Source organism: Kitasatospora sp. NPDC051164 (assembly GCF_044455625.1).
In the GTDB taxonomy this organism is placed as follows: domain Bacteria; phylum Actinomycetota; class Actinomycetes; order Streptomycetales; family Streptomycetaceae; genus Kitasatospora.
This window is the reverse complement of record NZ_JBITFB010000002.1, coordinates 372,884-388,989: the sequence shown is the minus strand read 5'-3', so window position 1 is coordinate 388,989 and position 16,106 is coordinate 372,884. Positions and strand designations below refer to the sequence as shown.

Sequence of the window (16,106 nt, the reverse complement as noted above, 5' to 3'; positions counted from 1 at the left end):
GTACGGCCGGTCGGTGACCGTACGTGTGCGTGCGGTGGCGGGCGCGTCGTTCGGCGGTGCGTGCGGCGGAGCGTGTCGTCGGCGTGGCTACGATGGGTGCGCCGGACGGGCTGATTCGTTCGGCCGTCTGCCGCGTGTGTTGCGCCAGGCGGGTATCTGGGAGATCGGAGCGGCTGGGAAGGCCATGCTCAACAAATACGCGCGTGCCTTCTTCACACGTGTTCTGACCCCGTTCGCCGCGTTCCTGATCCGGCTGGGCGTGAGCCCGGACGCCGTGACGCTGGTCGGTACCGCCGGTTCGGTGGCCGGTGCGCTGGTGTTCTTCCCGCGCGGGGAGTTCTTCTGGGGCACCATCACGATCACGCTGTTCATCTTCTCGGACCTGGTGGACGGGAACATGGCCCGTCAGCTGGGCCGGACCAGCAAGTGGGGGGCGTTCCTGGACTCCACGCTGGACCGGGTCGCGGACGCGGCGATCTTCGGCGGCCTGGCGATGTGGTACGCGGGCAAGGGGGACGACAACCTGCTGTGCGCGGTGGCGATCTTCTGCCTGGCGAGCGGTCTGGTGGTGTCGTACACCAAGGCGCGGGCGGAGAGCCAGGGCCTGCCGTGTGACGTGTCGGGGCTGGTGGAGCGGGCCGAGCGGCTGGTGGCCAGCCTGGTGGCGGCCGGGGTCGCGGGTCTGCACACGTTCGGCGTGCCGTATGTGGAGTGGCTGCTGCCGGTGGCGTTGTGGCTGGTGGCGGTGGGCAGTCTGGTGACGGTGTTCCAGCGGATGCTGACCGTGCGCCGGGAGGCGTTCGAGGCCGACCGAGCGGCGGCCGGGAGCTGATGGGGGGCGTCCTGAGGTGACGGACCGATTGGTGTACTGGGCGTACGCGCTGGGGTGGGGGCTGCTGAAGCACCTGCCGGAGTCGTGGGCGCGGGGGCTGTTCGACCGGCTGGCGGACTACGCGTGGCGCAAGCGCGGCAAGCGGGTGCTGCAGCTGGAGGCGAACCTGCGCCGGGTCCGTCCGGGGTTGGACGAGGCCGCGCTGCGGTCGTTGTCGCGGGCCGGGATGCGCTCGTACCTGCGGTACTGGATGGAGTCGTTCCGGCTGCCGGTGTGGAGCCGGGAGCGGGTGGCGCGGGACGTCCAGGTGGAGGGCTTCGAGCACCTGCGGGCGCCGCTGGAGGCCGGTCGGGGCGCGGTGATAACGCTGCCGCACATGGGCAACTGGGACCTGGCGGGCGCCTGGGTGGCGCAGCAGGGCTATCCGTTCACCACGGTCGCGGAGCGGTTGAAGCCGGAGCGGCTGTTCGACCGGTTCGTGGCGTTCCGGGAGGGCCTGGGCATGGAGGTCCTGGCGTTGACCGGCGGTTCGGTGAACGTGATCGGCACGCTGGCGCGGCGGCTGCGCGAGGGCCGGCTGGTGTGCCTGGTGGGGGACCGGGACCTGTCGGAGGCGGGCATCGAGGTGTCGTTCTTCGGTGAGGCGACCCGGATGCCGGCCGGTCCGGCGGCGCTGTGCCGGCGGACCGGGGCGGCGCTGCTGCCGGTGACGCTCTGGTACGACGGCCCGGTGCTGCGGGCGCGGATCCACCCCGAGGTGGCGGTGCCCGAGGAGGGCGACCGCAAGGAGGGGACGCGGGCGATGACCCAGGCGATGGCGGCCGTGTGGGAGCAGGGCGTCCGCGAGCACCCGCAGGACTGGCACATGCTGCAGAAGTTCTGGCTGGCCGACCTTGCGGTCCGTGAGACGGTGAAGGAGCCCTCCGCGGTGCGCGCGGAGGCGGCCCCCGAGCCCGCGGCCGAGGCCTCCGGGTCCTGAGTCCGGCCCGTACGACTGTCCGAAGGAGCTTGAGGAATCCGTGAAGATCGGCATCGTCTGCCCGTACGACTGGGACGTCCCCGGTGGGGTGCAGTTCCACATCCGGGACCTGGCCGAGCACCTGATCGGCCTGGGGCACGAAGTGTCGGTGCTGGCGCCGGCCGAGGACGACGAGGCGCTGCCGCCGTACGTGGTCTCGGCCGGGCGGGCGGTGGCGGTGCCGTACAACGGGTCGGTGGCGCGGCTGAGTTTCGGGATCCTGTCGGCGGCGCGGGTGCGGCGGTGGCTGCACGACGGGCGTTTCGACATCCTGCACGTGCACGAGCCGGCCTCGCCGAGCCTGTCGATGCTGGCGGCCTGGTCGGCGACCGGGCCGATGGTGGGGACGTTCCACACCTCCAACCCGCGCTCGCGGGCGATGATCGCGGCCTCGCCGATCCTGCAGCCGGGCCTGGAGAAGATGCGGGCCCGGATCGCGGTGTCGGAGTACGCCCGGCGGACCCTGGTGGAGCACCTGGGCGGGGACGCGGTAGTGATCCCGAACGGCGTGGACGTGGGCTTCTTCGCGGACGCAGAGCCGGACGAGCGCTGGATGGGCCACGCGGCGAAGGGGGAGCCGGGCACGATCGGCTTCATCGGCCGGATCAACGAGCCGCGCAAGGGCCTGCCGACGCTGCTGGCGGCGCTGCCGGGGATCCTGGCGCAGCGGCCGGGGGTGCGGCTGCTGGTGGCGGGCAAGGGCGACGAGGAGGAGGCCGTCGCGGGCCTGGCGCCGGAAGTGCGCCGGCAGGTGGAGTTCCTCGGCATGGTGAGCGACGCGGAGAAGGCCCGGCTGCTGCGCAGCGTGGACCTGTACGTGGCGCCGAACACCGGTGGCGAGAGCTTCGGGATCATCCTGGTCGAGGCGATGTCGGCGGGTGCCCCGGTGCTGGCGAGCGACCTGGACGCGTTCAAGCAGGTGCTGGACGGCGGGGACGCCGGCGAGCTGTTCCCGGTGGAGAACGCGGAGGCGCTGGCCCGTACGGCGCTGCGGCTGCTGGGCGATCCGGCGCGGCTGGAGGAGCTGCGGATGGCGGCGTCGCGGCATGTGCGGCGGTTCGACTGGTCGACCGTGGGCGCGGACATCCTGTCGGTGTACGAGACGGTGACGGCGGGGGCCGCGGCGGTGGTCGAGGAGGACGAGCGCAGCGGGCGGCGCGGCCGGTTCGGGCTGGCCAGGGACTGATCCGGGGCCGCGGCGGGGTCGTGGTCGGCCCCGGTGTGGGCGGGGTTAGGGTCGGGCGACCGTATCGCTTCACTGCATGGGGGAAACCGATGCCGCACATCTCCGTCGACTATTCGGCCGGCCTGGCCGGCGGCTTCGACCGCCGGGCGCTGGGCCTGGCGATCAACCGGCTCGCCGAGGAGACGATCGACGCGAAGCCGGAGTCCTGCAAGACGCTGTTCCGGCAGAGCGAGGAGCTCGTGGTCGGCACGAGCGGGACCCCGTCCGACGTCCAGGTGTACGTCGAGGTCCAGATGTTCCCGGGCCGCACGCCGGAGGCGAAGGCGGCGCTGGGCGCGGGTGTCCTGGCGCTGCTGGCCGAGCACGTGAAGCCGGCGCCGGGCGCCCGGCTGTTCACCGCCGTCAACCTGGCGGACATCGAGCGGGAGAGCTACCGGAACGCGGTCGTGGCCGGCTGACGCCGGTCGGGCCGGCCGGTGACACCCGGTAACGTAGCGGCCCGTGACTACCTGGATCTGGGCCGGCGTGGCCGTCGTGCTCTTCGGCATGTACCTGAGTTGGACGGCCGGTCGCTTGGACCGGCTGCACGCCCGGATCGACGCCGCGCGGGCGGCGTTGGACGCGCAGCTGGTCCGCCGGGCCTCGGTGGCGATCGAGCTGGCGACGTCCTCGCTGCTGGATCCGGCGGCCTCGCTGCTGCTGCTGGACGCGGCGCACGCGGCCCGGCAGGCCGAGGACGAGCATCGCGAGGTGGCGGAGAGCCAGCTGAGCCTGGCGCTGCGGGCGGTGCTCGAGGAGCCGGAGCAGGTGGCGGCGCTGGTGGCCGAGCCGGGTGGCGATGACGCGGTTCGTGATCTGACGGCCGCGGTGCGCCGGGTGCCGATGGCCCGCCGGTTCCACAACGACGCGGTGCGGGCGGCGCGCGCGGTGCGCGAGCACCGGCTGGTGCGGTACTTCCGGCTGGCCGGGAAGGCCCCGTTCCCGATGGCGTTCGAAATGGACGACGCCCCGCCGCCCGCTCTCACGCCGGAAGGGGCGCCTGCTTAGGGTGTCCACGGATACGGCCCGTTTGTCGTATCCCTTCGCCCTGGCTGGACTCGGTGGCGCATGGAGGGGCCACCCGTTCCGCCTACCATAGGGCGATAGCACTGGTTCATCTTCGAGTGAGGTCTCACGTGTCCACCACCCCCACCACCGCAGACCAGCCCCAGATCGGCACCGCCCGGGTCAAGCGGGGCATGGCCGAGCAGCTCAAGGGCGGTGTGATCATGGACGTGGTCAACGCCGAGCAGGCCAAGATCGCCGAGGACGCCGGCGCGGTGGCCGTCATGGCGCTCGAGCGGGTTCCGGCCGACATCCGCAAGGACGGCGGCGTGGCCCGCATGTCCGACCCGAACATGATCGAGGAGATCATCGCCGCGGTCTCCATCCCGGTGATGGCCAAGTCTCGCATCGGCCACTTCGTCGAGGCCCAGGTCCTGCAGTCCCTCGGTGTCGACTACATCGACGAGTCCGAGGTGCTCACCCCGGCCGACGAGGTCAACCACTCGGACAAGTTCGCCTTCACCACCCCCTTCGTCTGCGGCGCCACCAACCTGGGCGAGGCCCTGCGCCGCATCGCCGAGGGCGCGGCCATGATCCGCTCGAAGGGTGAGGCCGGCACCGGCAACGTCGTCGAGGCCGTCCGCCACCTGCGCCAGATCAAGAACGAGATCGCCAAGCTGCGCGGCTTCGACAACAACGAGCTGTACGCCGCCGCCAAGGAGCTGCGCGCCCCGTACGAGCTGGTCAAGGAGGTCGCCGAGCTCGGCAAGCTGCCGGTCGTGCTGTTCTCCGCCGGTGGCGTGGCCACCCCGGCCGACGCCGCGCTGATGCGCCAGCTGGGCGCCGAGGGCGTCTTCGTCGGCTCCGGCATCTTCAAGTCGGGCGACCCGGCCAAGCGCGCCGCCGCCATCGTGAAGGCCACCACCTTCTTCGACGACCCGAAGATCATCGCGGACGCCTCCCGCAACCTCGGCGAGGCCATGGTCGGCATCAACTGCGACACCCTGCCGGAGACCGAGCGCTACGCCAACCGCGGCTGGTAGTCGCCCCGCAGGTTCCGAGGGCCCGGGCCCGCCCCAGCGCTTCGGCGCTGCGGCGGGCCGTGCCACGTACTTCCGTAGTAACGATCGATTGAGGTTGAAGACCGTGAGCACTCCAGTCATCGGCGTCCTCGCCCTGCAGGGCGACGTCCGCGAGCACCTGGTGGCGCTGGCCGAGGCCGACGCGCTCGCCCGTCCGGTGCGCCGTGCGGAGGAACTGGCCGAGGTCGACGCGCTGGTGATCCCCGGCGGGGAGTCCACCACCATGTCCAAGCTGGCGCTGCTGTTCGGCGTGATGGACCCGGTGCGCGAGCGGGTCGCCGCCGGCATGCCGGTGTACGGCACCTGCGCGGGCATGATCATGCTGGCGGACAAGATCCTGGACGGCCGCGAGGACCAGGAGAGCGTCGGCGGCATCGACATGACGGTGCGTCGCAACGCCTTCGGCCGCCAGAACGAGTCCTTCGAGTCCGGGATCGCCTTCAAGGGCCTGGACGACGCGCCGGTGCACGGCGTCTTCATCCGCGCCCCCTGGGTCGAGGCGGTCGGTGCGGGCGTCGAGGTGCTGGCCGAACTGCCCGCCGCGGACGGTCCGGACAGCCGGATCGTGGCCGTGCGCCAGGGCAACCTGCTGGCCACCTCGTTCCACCCGGAGCTGACCGGTGATCACCGGGTGCACGCGTACTTCGTCAAGATGGTCGAGGAGCACCTCGCGGCGGCCGCGCGCTGAGCGCGTCCTGACAGCGTGCTGACCGTGTGCGCCTTACCGGTGACGACACCGGTAAGATCTCATCTGTTCATTTCCCTTTGGCGACGTAAAGGAGCTGGCGATGTCCGGCCACTCTAAGTGGGCTACCACCAAGCACAAGAAGGCCGTGATCGACGCCAAGCGCGGCAAGCTCTTCGCCAAGATGATCAAGAACATCGAGGTGGCGGCGCGCACCGGCGGACCCGACCCGGCGGGCAACCCGACCCTCTACGACGCCATCCAGAAGGCGAAGAAGAGCTCGGTCCCGATCGACAACATCAACCGCGCCGTCAAGCGCGGTGGCGGTCTGGAGGCCGGCGGCGCCGACTACCAGACCATCATGTACGAGGGCTACGGCCCGAACGGTGTCGCCGTCCTGATCGAGTGCCTCACCGACAACCGCAACCGCGCCGCCTCCGACGTGCGCGTCGCGATGACCCGCAACGGCGGCTCGATGGCCGACCCGGGCTCGGTGTCGTACCTGTTCACCCGTAAGGGTGTCGTCATCGTCCCCAAGGCCGACGGCGTGGACGAGGACAAGCTGTTCGAGGTCGTCCTCGACCAGGAGCCCGAGGAGATCAACGACCTCGGCGACTCGTTCGAGATCGTCTCCGAGGCCTCCAAGATGGTCGCCGTGCGCACCGCGCTGGTGGACGCCGGCGTCGACTACGACTCGGCCGAGGCCAACTTCCTCCCGAGCATGCAGGTCGAGCTGGACATCGACGGCGCCCGCAAGATCCTCAAGCTGATCGACGCCCTCGAGGACAGCGACGACGTGCAGAACGTCTTCGCCAACTTCGACATCTCCGACGAGGTCGGTGCGGAGCTCGACGCCGAGTGATCCTCGGTGGCTGATCCTCGCTGAGTGATCGTTCTCACTGCCCGGCCCGGTGGTCCCAGGACCGCCGGGCCGGTGTCGTCGGTCGGGTTGTCGGACCCGGACGGTAGCCTTCGCAGGTCGGAGACGGGAGGCGGGGCGAGTGGTGCGGGTACTGGGTGTGGACCCGGGGCTGACCAGGTGCGGGGTCGGCGTGGTCGAGGGCGCGCCGGGCCGGCCCCTGCGGATGGTCGGGGTCGGGGTGGTGCGCACCCCCGCCGAGGCCGAGATCGGGCAGCGGCTGCTCCAGATCGAGGAGGGCATCGAGGCCTGGCTGGACGAGCACCGGCCCGATCTGGTCGCCGTCGAGCGGGTCTTCGCCCAGCACAACGTGCGCACCGTGATGGGCACCGCCCAGGCCAGCGCGGTCGCGATGCTCTGCGCCACGCGCCGCGGCATCCCCGTCACCCTGCACACTCCCAGTGAGGTCAAGGCGGCCGTCACCGGCTCCGGCCGGGCCGACAAGGCCCAGGTCACGGCCATGGTGCAGCGCCTGCTGCGGCTGGACGCCCCGCCCAAGCCCGCGGACGCCGCCGACGCGCTGGCGCTAGCGATCTGCCACATCTGGCGCGGCGGGGCGACCAACCGCCTGGAGGCCGCCGTCCGGGCCGCCCGCGCCACAACCCGCTCCACCCCCGTGAAAGGAACCTTCCGGTGATCGCCTTCGTGCAAGGGCCCGTGGCGGCCATCTCCTCCGGGCTCGCGGTGGTCGAGGTCGGCGGGGTGGGCATGGCGGTGCAGTGCACCCCGAACACGCTGGCCGGCCTGCGCCTGGGCGAGTCGGCCCGGCTGGCGACCTCCCTGGTGGTCCGGGAGGACTCGCTGACCCTGTTCGGCTTCGCGGACGACGACGAGCGCGCGGTCTTCGAGATCCTGCAGGCCGCGCCGGGCGTCGGCCCCAAGCTGGCGCAGGCGATCCTCGGCGTGCACAGCCCGGACGCGCTGCGGGCCGCGGTCGCGAACGGCGACGAGAAGGCGCTGGTCGCCGTCCCGGGCATCGGCAAGGCGAAGGCGGCCAAGCTGCTGCTGGAGTACAAGGACAAGCTGGGCGCCCCGCACGGCTCGGTGCCGGCGCAGAAGCCGGTCGCGGCCGGCCCGGCGCCGTGGAGCGAGCAGCTGCACTCCGCGCTGACCGGCCTCGGCTACGCCCCGCGCGAGGCGGACGACGCGGTCGCGGCCGTCACCCCGGAGGCCGAGGCCCAGCAGACGCCGGACGTCGGCGCCCTGCTCCGACTCGCGCTGCGCGGCCTCAACCGCGCCCGCTGAGGCCATCTGACGATCTGTCCGTTTGTCGACTCTGGAGACTTGGGAGCCCGTAACGATGTACGACTCGGAACCCGCCGACCGGCTGGTCACGGCCGCCGCCGACGGTGAGGACCAGGCGGTCGAGGCGGCGCTGCGCCCCAAGCTGCTGGACGAGTTCATCGGTCAGGAGCGGGTGCGCGAGCAGCTGTCCCTGGTGCTCCAGGCCGCCCGCAAGCGCGGCAGCGCGCCCGACCACGTCCTGCTGAGCGGGCCTCCCGGGCTGGGCAAGACCACCCTGTCCATGATCATCGCGGCCGAGCTGGGCGCCCCGATCCGGATCACCTCCGGCCCGGCCATCCAGCACGCGGGCGACCTCGCGGCGATCCTCTCCTCGCTCACCGAGGGGGAGGTGCTCTTCCTCGACGAGATCCACCGGATGTCCCGGCCCGCCGAGGAGATGCTCTACATGGCGATGGAGGACTTCCGGGTCGACGTGATCGTCGGCAAGGGCCCGGGCGCCACCGCCATCCCGCTGGAGCTGCCGCCCTTCACGCTGGTCGGCGCCACCACCCGGGCCGGCCTGCTGCCGCCCCCGCTGCGCGACCGCTTCGGCTTCACCGGCCACATGGAGTTCTACGCCCCGGCCGAGCTGCAGCGGGTGGTGCACCGCTCGGCCGCGCTGCTGGACGTGGAGATAGACACGGCCGGCGCCGCCGAGATCGCCGGGCGCTCGCGCGGCACCCCGCGCATCGCCAACCGGCTGCTGCGCCGGGTCCGCGACTACGCGCAGGTCCGGCACGACGGCCAGGTCGACGCCGGGATCGCCGCCCAGGCGCTGGCCGTCTACGAGGTGGACGCCCGCGGCCTGGACCGGCTGGACCGCGCGGTGCTGGACGCGCTGCTGCGGCTGTTCGGCGGCGGACCGGTCGGTTTGTCGACACTCGCGGTCGCGGTGGGGGAGGAGGCAGAGACGGTCGAGGAGGTCGCCGAGCCCTTCCTGGTCCGCGAGGGCCTGCTCGCCCGGACTCCGCGCGGGCGGATCGCCACCGCCGCCGCCTGGCAGCACCTCGGCCTGACTCCTCCGGCGCAGACCTCGCGGGCGCAGACCCCGCCGCTCCAGGCGAACCGCGGCGGCGTCCCGCCGCAACCGGAGCTCTTCCCGGCCGACGAAAGTTGACCGTCATCGGCTGAACGGGTGAGCCGTACCGGGCCGTCCCCGCCCGTGCAGCCGCCGCACCGCAAGGAGGAGTCACGAGGGAAGCCCGGGGAATCTGTGCAGGCGGAGGCTCGCCACTTTCGGCAACAGGATGCGATGCTTGGCGTTGTCCGATCGATTCGGGGTTGCATAGACTCCGCCGGACCGCCCCTCTCACCTGACGGGCCGACCAATACCACACAGGCCGCCGGCCGGCGGCCCGTAAAGGACCCTGGCTGCAGTGAACCTCATCATCCTTCTCCTCCCGGTCGTCGCGATCGTGCTCATGTTCCGATCGCAGAAGAAGCGCCAGCAGCAGCAGCAGAGCATGCAGACCGCGCTGGAGCCCGGGGCTGGAGTGCGCACCATCGGCGGTCTGTACGCCCAGGTGAAGGCGGTCAACGAGGAGACCGTCGAGCTGGAGATCGCGCCCGGCGTGGTCACCCACTTCACCAAGAGCGCGATCGCGGCCGTCCTGGACCCCCAGGAGTACGACGCGATCATCAACGGTCGCCCCGCCGACGACGAGCTTCCCGAGCCGGAGGCCGAGGACGCCGACGCCGAGCCGGTCGAGGACAAGCCGCTGTCGCTCACCAAGGACAGCGCCGAGAAGGGCGACGTCGAGGGCGGGGCTCCCGCGAGCAAGTAGTACGGCCGGGCAATCCGCTCGGCCGCGCGGCGCAGTGCCGCGAGCCCACAGGACCTCAGGGCCGCAGAACCTCCGTACCCCCGTTCAGCCACGAGCCGGACGGGGGTCCGGTCGGGGAGGTGGCATGGACAGGGAGAAACGAGCAAGGTGGCAACACCCAAGTCGCGCCCGCGCGACGGCTACCCAGGGCGGGCGCTGGCCCTCATCCTGGTCGTCACCGTCGGACTGGTCGCCCTCATGTTCGGGACGGGCAACACCAAGCCCCGACTCGGGATCGACCTCGCAGGCGGCACCAGCATCACGCTGACCGCGAAGTCGACCGACCCCAAGGCGATCACCAAGTCCAACATGGATATCGCCACCGGGATCATCGAGCGCCGTGTCAACGGTATGGGTGTCTCCGAGGCGGAGGTCCAGACCCAGGGCGACAACACGATCATCGTGAACATCCCCAAGGGCGGCAACCAGCAGAACGCGGCGGACCAGGTGGGTACCACCGCCAAGCTGTTCTTCCGCCCGGTCCTGGCCGTGGCCCCCAGCGGTGTCACCGCTCCGACGCCCACCGGCACCCCGTCCGCCGCCGCCACCGGCACCCCGGGCGCGACCCCGTCGGCCGGTGCCACCCCGCCGGCCGGTGCCGCGACCGGCACGCCGTCCGCGACCGCGAGCGCCACCAAGCAGGGCCGCACCGTCGGCGAGGCGCTGGCCGCCGAGGGCGCCAGCCCGTCCGCCCCCGCCACCGGCAGCGCCGCCCCGGCCGCCACCGGCGCTCCGAGCGCCCCGGCCACCCCGCCGAGCGCCGCCGACCTGAGCGCCGCGATGACCCAGGGCACCGTCCCGCCGGAGCTGTCCGCCGCCTTCGCCGCCCTCGACTGCACCAAGCCCGAGGTCCGCGCCACCCAGACCGGCCCCGAGGACAAGGCCGTCGTCGCCTGCTCCCAGAAGGCCGAGAACGGCTACTACGAGAAGCTGGCCCTCGGCCCCGTGGCCGTGAAGGGCTCGGACGTCACCAAGGCCCAGCCCTCGCTCGACACCCAGACCGGCGCCGGCTGGCAGGTCCAGCTGCAGTTCAACGGCACCGGTACGGACGCCTTCTCCAAGATCACCGGCCAGCTGGCCACCCAGGCCCCGCCGACCAACCAGTTCGCCATCGTGCTGGACAACCAGGTCGTCTCGCACCCGCAGGTCAACGGCCCGATCCCGGGCGGCAGCGCGGTCATCACCGGTCGCTTCTCGCAGACCGAGGCGCAGGACCTCGCCAACGTGCTGGGCTACGGCGCCCTGCCGCTGGAGTTCGCCAAGAGCGACATCACCACCGTCTCCCCGGCGCTCGGCAGCGACCAGCTCAAGGCCGGCCTGGTGGCCGGCGCGATCGGCATGCTGCTGGTCGTCGCGTACTCGCTGGTCTACTACCGCGGCCTCGGCCTGGTCTCGATCGCCGGCCTGATCGTCTCCGCGATCCTGACCTACTCGATCATGAGCCTGCTCGGCGGCGGGATCGGCTTCGCGCTGAACCTGCCGGCGGTCTGCGGTGCGATCGTTGCGATCGGTATCACCGCCGACTCCTTCATCGTGTACTTCGAGCGCATCCGCGACGAGGTCCGCGAGGGCGCCCCGCTGCGCCCGGCGGTCCAGCGTGCCTGGCCGCGCGCCCGGCGCACCATCCTGGTCTCGGACTTCGTCTCCTTCCTCTGTGCCGCCGTGCTCTACGTGGTCTCGGTCGGCAAGGTCCAGGGCTTCGCGTTCACGCTGGGGCTGACCACCGCGCTCGACGTCGTGGTGATCTTCCTCTTCACCAAGCCGCTGATCACGCTGCTGGCCCGCCGCAAGTTCTTCCTGAACGGCCACCCGTGGTCCGGCCTGGACCCCAAGCGGCTGGGCGCCCGCCCGCCGCTGCGCAGCAGCCGTCGCCGTAACTCCTCCTCTGCCGCCGTGAAGGAGGCCTGACACCGTGTCGCGCTTCTCCAATCTGGGTCACCGGCTCTACCAGGGCGAGGTCAGTTTCGACTTCGTCGGGCGCCGCAAGCTCTGGTACTCCATCTCCGGTGCGATCGTGCTGGTCGCGGCGATCGGCCTGGCCATGGGCCTGCACCTGGGCATCGAGTTCAAGGGCGGCTCGGTCTACACCGTGGCCAAGCCCGGCCTGTCCGTCTCGCAGGCGCAGGAGAAGGCCGACCAGGTCGTCTCCTCGCACCCGCTGGTGCAGTCGACCGACAACGGCAAGATCCGCATCCAGGTCAGCACCGAGGAGCCGAAGAGCTCGGACGAGGTGCGCTCGCAGCTCGCCGAGAAGATCGGCGTTCCGCTGGACACCGTCGAGGCCCAGGTGATCGGCCCCAGCTGGGGCAAGCAGATCTCCAACAAGGCGCTCACCGGTCTGATCGTCTTCATGATCCTGGTGACGGTCTACCTGGCGATCGCCTTCGAGTGGCGGATGGCGGTGGCCGCCCTGGTCGCCCTCATCCACGACCTCCTGATCACCATCGGCGTCTACGCCCTGGTGGGCTTCGAGGTCACCCCCGGTACGGTGATCGGCTTCCTGACGATCCTCGGTTACTCCCTCTACGACACGGTCGTCGTCTTCGACACCGTGAAGGAGAACACCAAGGGGCTCACCAAGCAGAACAAGCTCACCTACAGCGAGGCGGCCAACGCGGGCCTCAACCAGACCCTGGTGCGCTCGCTCAACACCACCGTGGTGGCGCTGCTGCCGGTGGCCGCGCTGCTGTTCATCGGCGGCGGCTTCCTGGGCGCCGGCACGCTGAACGACATCTCGCTCGCGCTGTTCATCGGTCTCGCGGCCGGTGCCTACTCCTCGATCTGCGTCGCCACCCCGCTGCTGGCGCAGCTCAAGGAGGAGCAGCCGACGATGAAGGCGCTGCGCAAGCGGGTCCTGCAGCACCGGGCCTCGGCCGCCAAGGCCGAGGACGCGGTGCCCGCGGACGAGCTCACGGACCAGGGCCAGCCTGCGGGTATGGTCGGTCAGCGTGGTCGCTCGGCCGGCACTCGTGCCAAGGGCCGTCCGTCCACCAAGAGCTGAGCCCCGACCCTAAGGACCGACACCGTGACCACCGCCGACACCGCACTGGCCGAGCTGCTGAACAGCCGGATCCGGGACGTCCCGGACTACCCGAAGCCGGGTGTGCTGTTCAAGGACATCGCGCCGCTGCTCGCCGACGCCGAGGCCTTCGGCGCCCTCACCCGGGCGCTGGCGGACCGGGCGAAGGAGCTCGGGGCGACCAAGGTGGTGGGCCTGGAGGCGCGCGGCTTCGTGCTGGCGGCCCCGGCGGCCTTCGCGGCCGGGCTCGGCTTCGTGCCGATCCGCAAGCAGGGCAAGCTGCCCGGCGAGGTGTTCCGGCGCTCGTACGAGCTGGAGTACGGCTCGGCGACGCTGGAGGTGCAGTGCGACGCCTTCGCACCGGGTGAGCGGGTGCTGGTGGTGGACGACGTACTGGCCACGGGCGGCACCATCGGCGCCTCGCTGGACCTGGTGAAGGAGGCCGGCGCCGAGCTGGCGGGCGTCGTGGTGCTGATGGAGCTGGGCTTCCTGGACGGCCGCGCGCGGCTGGCCGGGCACCTGAACGGTGCTCCGCTGGAGACGCTGGTCACGGTCTGAGGCAACCGCGGAAGGGCGGCGGTCGGAACATCCGACCGCCGCCCTTCCGTTTCGTGGCCCGGCCGGATGAACACCGGGGCGCCCGGCTCGGTACCATGAAGATTCATCCCCTCCCGGTTGTGTCCGTCCGTTCGGGCCACGGCAGGGGCCGGCCCGGTGCCCCGAGGAGTAGTCCTTGCCCGACGAGGTTGTGCCCACGGCCGCAGCGGCCGCCCCCGAAGACAGTCCCACGCCCTCGGGGGCCACCCCGGCACGCCCGGCGCCGACCTCCTCGCGTTCGCTCGCCCCGTCCGGCCGGGGCTCCACCGGTGGCATGCGCGCCCGCCTGGCCCGCCTCGGCGGCCAGCGCACCAGCGTGCTCAACCCCGTCCTGGAGCCGCTGTTCCGCTCGATCCGGGCCAACGACCCCAAGGCCGACCCGGCGCTGCTGCGTGACATCGAGAAGGCGTACGCGGTGGCCGAGAAGTGGCACCGCGGGCAGAAGCGCAAGAGCGGCGACCCGTACATCACGCACCCGCTGGCCGTCGCGACGATCCTGGCCGAGCTCGGCATGGACGCCCCGACCCTGATGGCCGGGCTGCTGCACGACACCGTCGAGGACACCGACTACGGCCTGGAGACCCTGCGCAAGGACTTCGGCGACTCGGTGGCCCTGCTGGTCGACGGCGTCACCAAGCTGGACCGGGTCAAGTTCGGCGAGGCCGCGCAGGCCGAGACCGTCCGCAAGATGGTCGTGGCGATGGCCAAGGACCCGCGCGTCCTGGTGATCAAGCTGGCCGACCGCCTGCACAACATGCGCACGATGCGCTACCTCAAGCGGGAGAAGCAGGAGAAGAAGGCCCGCGAGACGCTGGAGATCTACGCCCCGCTGGCGCACCGGCTGGGCATGAACACCATCAAGTGGGAGCTGGAGGACCTCGCCTTCGCGATCCTCTACCCCAAGATGTACGACGAGATCGTCCGGCTGGTCGCCGAGCGCGCCCCCAAGCGGGACGAGTACCTGGCGACCGTGATCGACCAGGTCCAGGCGGACCTGCGCGGCGCCCGGATCACCGCCTCCGTCACCGGTCGGCCGAAGCACTACTACTCGGTCTACCAGAAGATGATCGTCCGGGGCCGGGACTTCGCCGAGATCTACGACCTGGTGGGCATCCGGGTCCTGGTCGACACCGTCCGCGACTGCTACGCGGCGCTGGGCACCATCCACGCGCGGTGGAACCCGGTGCCGGGGCGGTTCAAGGACTACATCGCGATGCCCAAGTTCAACATGTACCAGTCGCTGCACACGACGGTGATCGGCCCCGGCGGCAAGCCCGTCGAACTCCAGATCCGCACCTTCGACATGCACCGACGGGCCGAGTACGGCATCGCCGCGCACTGGAAGTACAAGCAGCGCGCGGTCGCCGGGGCGTCCAAGGTCCGCACCGACACCCCGACCCAGGTCCGCAAGGACGACAAGGCCGGCGCCGTCAACGAGATGGCCTGGCTGCGGCAGCTGCTGGACTGGCAGAAGGAGACCGCCGACCCGGGCGAGTTCCTGGAGTCGCTCCGCTTCGACCTGGCCAGCAACGAGGTCTTCGTCTTCACGCCCAAGGGCGACGTGATAGCCCTGCCGGCCGGCGCGACCCCGGTCGACTTCGCGTTCGCGGTGCACACCGAGGTCGGCTACCGGACGATAGGCGCCCGGGTGAACGGGCGGCTGGTGCCGCTGGAGTCGACCCTGGAGAACGGCGACACCGTCGAGGTGTTCACCTCCAAGGCGGAGAACGCAGGGCCGTCCCGGGACTGGCTGGGCTTCGTCAAGTCGCCGCGCGCCCGCAACAAGATCCGCGCCTGGTTCTCCAAGGAGCGCCGCGAGGAGGCGATCGAGCACGGCAAGGAGGCGATCGTCCGGGCGATGCGCAAGCAGGGCCTGCCGATCCAGCGGATCCTGACCGGCGACTCGCTGGTCACCCTGGCCCACGAGATGCGCTACCCCGACATCTCCTCGCTCTACGCCGCGATCGGCGAGGGCCACGTCGCCGCGCAGAACATCGTCCAGAAGCTGGTCCAGGCGCTCGGCGGCGAGGAGGGCGCGACCGAGGACCTGGCGGAGACCGCCACCCCGACGCACGACACCCGCCGCGCGGCGCGCCGCCGGGCCAAGGGCGACCCGGGCGTGATCGTCAAGGGCGTCGAGGACGTCTGGGTCAAGCTCTCCCGCTGCTGCACCCCGGTGCCGGGCGACCCGATCGTCGGCTTCGTGACCCGCGGCAACGGCGTCTCGGTGCACCGCGCCGACTGCGTCAACGTCGAGGCGCTGAGCCAGCAGCCGGAGCGCATGATCGACGTCGAGTGGGCAGCCACCCAGTCCTCGGTCTTCCTGGTGGCCATCCAGGTCGAGGCGCTGGACCGCTCCCGCCTGCTCTCGGACGTCACCCGGGTGCTCTCCGACCAGCACGTCAACATCCTGTCGGCGGCGGTGCAGACCTCCCGCGACCGGGTGGCGATGAGCCGCTTCACCTTCGAGATGGGCGACCCGAAGCACCTCGGCCACGTGCTCAAGGCGGTGCGCGGCGTCGAGGGCGTGTACGACGTCTACCGCGTCACCTCCGCGCGCAAGTAGCCGCACGCGAGCAGCCGCACGCGAAGGGGCCCCGGGATCGACCCGGGGCCC

General features: G+C 71.4%; 16 protein-coding genes. All 16 read left to right on the top strand.

Going from position 1 to position 16,106, the window contains the following annotated elements; genetic code table 11:
* Positions 1 to 184: 184 nt before the first annotated feature.
* The 16 genes from pgsA (at position 185) to ACIBEC_RS04220 (ending at position 16,055) form a co-directional block, all read left to right on the top strand.
* Positions 185 to 832, top strand: coding sequence for a phosphatidylinositol phosphate synthase (gene pgsA, locus ACIBEC_RS04295; protein ID WP_360498541.1), 648 nt, complete (start codon positions 185 to 187; stop codon positions 830 to 832).
* A 16-nt stretch (positions 833 to 848) separates the two neighbouring features.
* Positions 849 to 1,811: a phosphatidylinositol mannoside acyltransferase gene (locus tag ACIBEC_RS04290; protein WP_360498455.1), complete on the top strand. Its 963-nt coding sequence runs from the start codon at positions 849 to 851 to the stop codon at positions 1,809 to 1,811.
* 40 nt (positions 1,812 to 1,851) lie between these two features.
* Entirely contained in the window at positions 1,852 to 3,036 is a 1,185-nt protein-coding gene (locus ACIBEC_RS04285) for a glycosyltransferase family 4 protein (RefSeq protein ID WP_360498457.1), read from the top strand.
* Positions 3,037 to 3,125: 89 nt separating this feature from the next.
* A complete protein-coding gene (locus ACIBEC_RS04280; RefSeq protein WP_360498459.1) occupies positions 3,126 to 3,494 on the top strand; it encodes an isomerase in 369 nt (122 codons plus the stop codon).
* An 88-nt stretch (positions 3,495 to 3,582) separates the two neighbouring features.
* Positions 3,583 to 4,083 (top strand): hypothetical protein, encoded by a 501-nt coding sequence (locus tag ACIBEC_RS04275; protein ID WP_360498543.1) that lies wholly within the window; start codon positions 3,583 to 3,585, stop codon positions 4,081 to 4,083.
* A gap of 128 nt (positions 4,084 to 4,211) precedes the next feature.
* Positions 4,212 to 5,123: a pyridoxal 5'-phosphate synthase lyase subunit PdxS gene (gene pdxS / locus ACIBEC_RS04270; RefSeq protein WP_030300161.1), complete on the top strand. Its 912-nt coding sequence runs from the start codon at positions 4,212 to 4,214 to the stop codon at positions 5,121 to 5,123.
* Between the two features lie 103 nt (positions 5,124 to 5,226).
* Complete coding sequence (gene pdxT, locus ACIBEC_RS04265) at positions 5,227 to 5,850, top strand: pyridoxal 5'-phosphate synthase glutaminase subunit PdxT (RefSeq protein ID WP_360498461.1); 624 nt, start codon at positions 5,227 to 5,229, stop codon at positions 5,848 to 5,850.
* Between the two features lie 100 nt (positions 5,851 to 5,950).
* On the top strand, positions 5,951 to 6,709 hold the full coding sequence (locus tag ACIBEC_RS04260; protein WP_360498463.1) for a YebC/PmpR family DNA-binding transcriptional regulator: 759 nt from the start codon (positions 5,951 to 5,953) through the stop codon (positions 6,707 to 6,709).
* A 142-nt stretch (positions 6,710 to 6,851) separates the two neighbouring features.
* Entirely contained in the window at positions 6,852 to 7,403 is a 552-nt protein-coding gene (gene ruvC, locus ACIBEC_RS04255; RefSeq protein WP_360498545.1) for a crossover junction endodeoxyribonuclease RuvC, read from the top strand.
* Entirely contained in the window at positions 7,400 to 8,011 is a 612-nt protein-coding gene (gene ruvA, locus ACIBEC_RS04250; protein WP_360498465.1) for a Holliday junction branch migration protein RuvA, read from the top strand. The genes ruvC and ruvA overlap by 4 nt, the downstream gene beginning before the upstream one ends.
* Positions 8,012 to 8,066: 55 nt before the next feature.
* Positions 8,067 to 9,167 (top strand): Holliday junction branch migration DNA helicase RuvB, encoded by a 1,101-nt coding sequence (gene ruvB, locus ACIBEC_RS04245; RefSeq protein ID WP_360498467.1) that lies wholly within the window; start codon positions 8,067 to 8,069, stop codon positions 9,165 to 9,167.
* A gap of 259 nt (positions 9,168 to 9,426) precedes the next feature.
* The gene (gene yajC / locus ACIBEC_RS04240; RefSeq protein WP_360498469.1) at positions 9,427 to 9,834 is read left to right on the top strand and encodes a preprotein translocase subunit YajC; all 408 of its coding nucleotides are present in this window, start codon (positions 9,427 to 9,429) and stop codon (positions 9,832 to 9,834) included.
* Positions 9,835 to 9,981: 147 nt separating this feature from the next.
* Positions 9,982 to 11,781, top strand: a complete 1,800-nt coding sequence (secD, locus tag ACIBEC_RS04235) for a protein translocase subunit SecD (protein WP_396287728.1) — start codon at positions 9,982 to 9,984, stop codon at positions 11,779 to 11,781.
* A gap of 4 nt (positions 11,782 to 11,785) precedes the next feature.
* Positions 11,786 to 12,874 (top strand): protein translocase subunit SecF, encoded by a 1,089-nt coding sequence (secF, locus tag ACIBEC_RS04230; protein WP_360498471.1) that lies wholly within the window; start codon positions 11,786 to 11,788, stop codon positions 12,872 to 12,874.
* Positions 12,875 to 12,898: 24 nt separating this feature from the next.
* The gene (locus ACIBEC_RS04225; protein ID WP_360498473.1) at positions 12,899 to 13,450 is read left to right on the top strand and encodes an adenine phosphoribosyltransferase; all 552 of its coding nucleotides are present in this window, start codon (positions 12,899 to 12,901) and stop codon (positions 13,448 to 13,450) included.
* A gap of 175 nt (positions 13,451 to 13,625) precedes the next feature.
* Entirely contained in the window at positions 13,626 to 16,055 is a 2,430-nt protein-coding gene (locus ACIBEC_RS04220) for a RelA/SpoT family protein (protein ID WP_396287727.1), read from the top strand.
* Positions 16,056 to 16,106 lie beyond the last annotated feature (51 nt).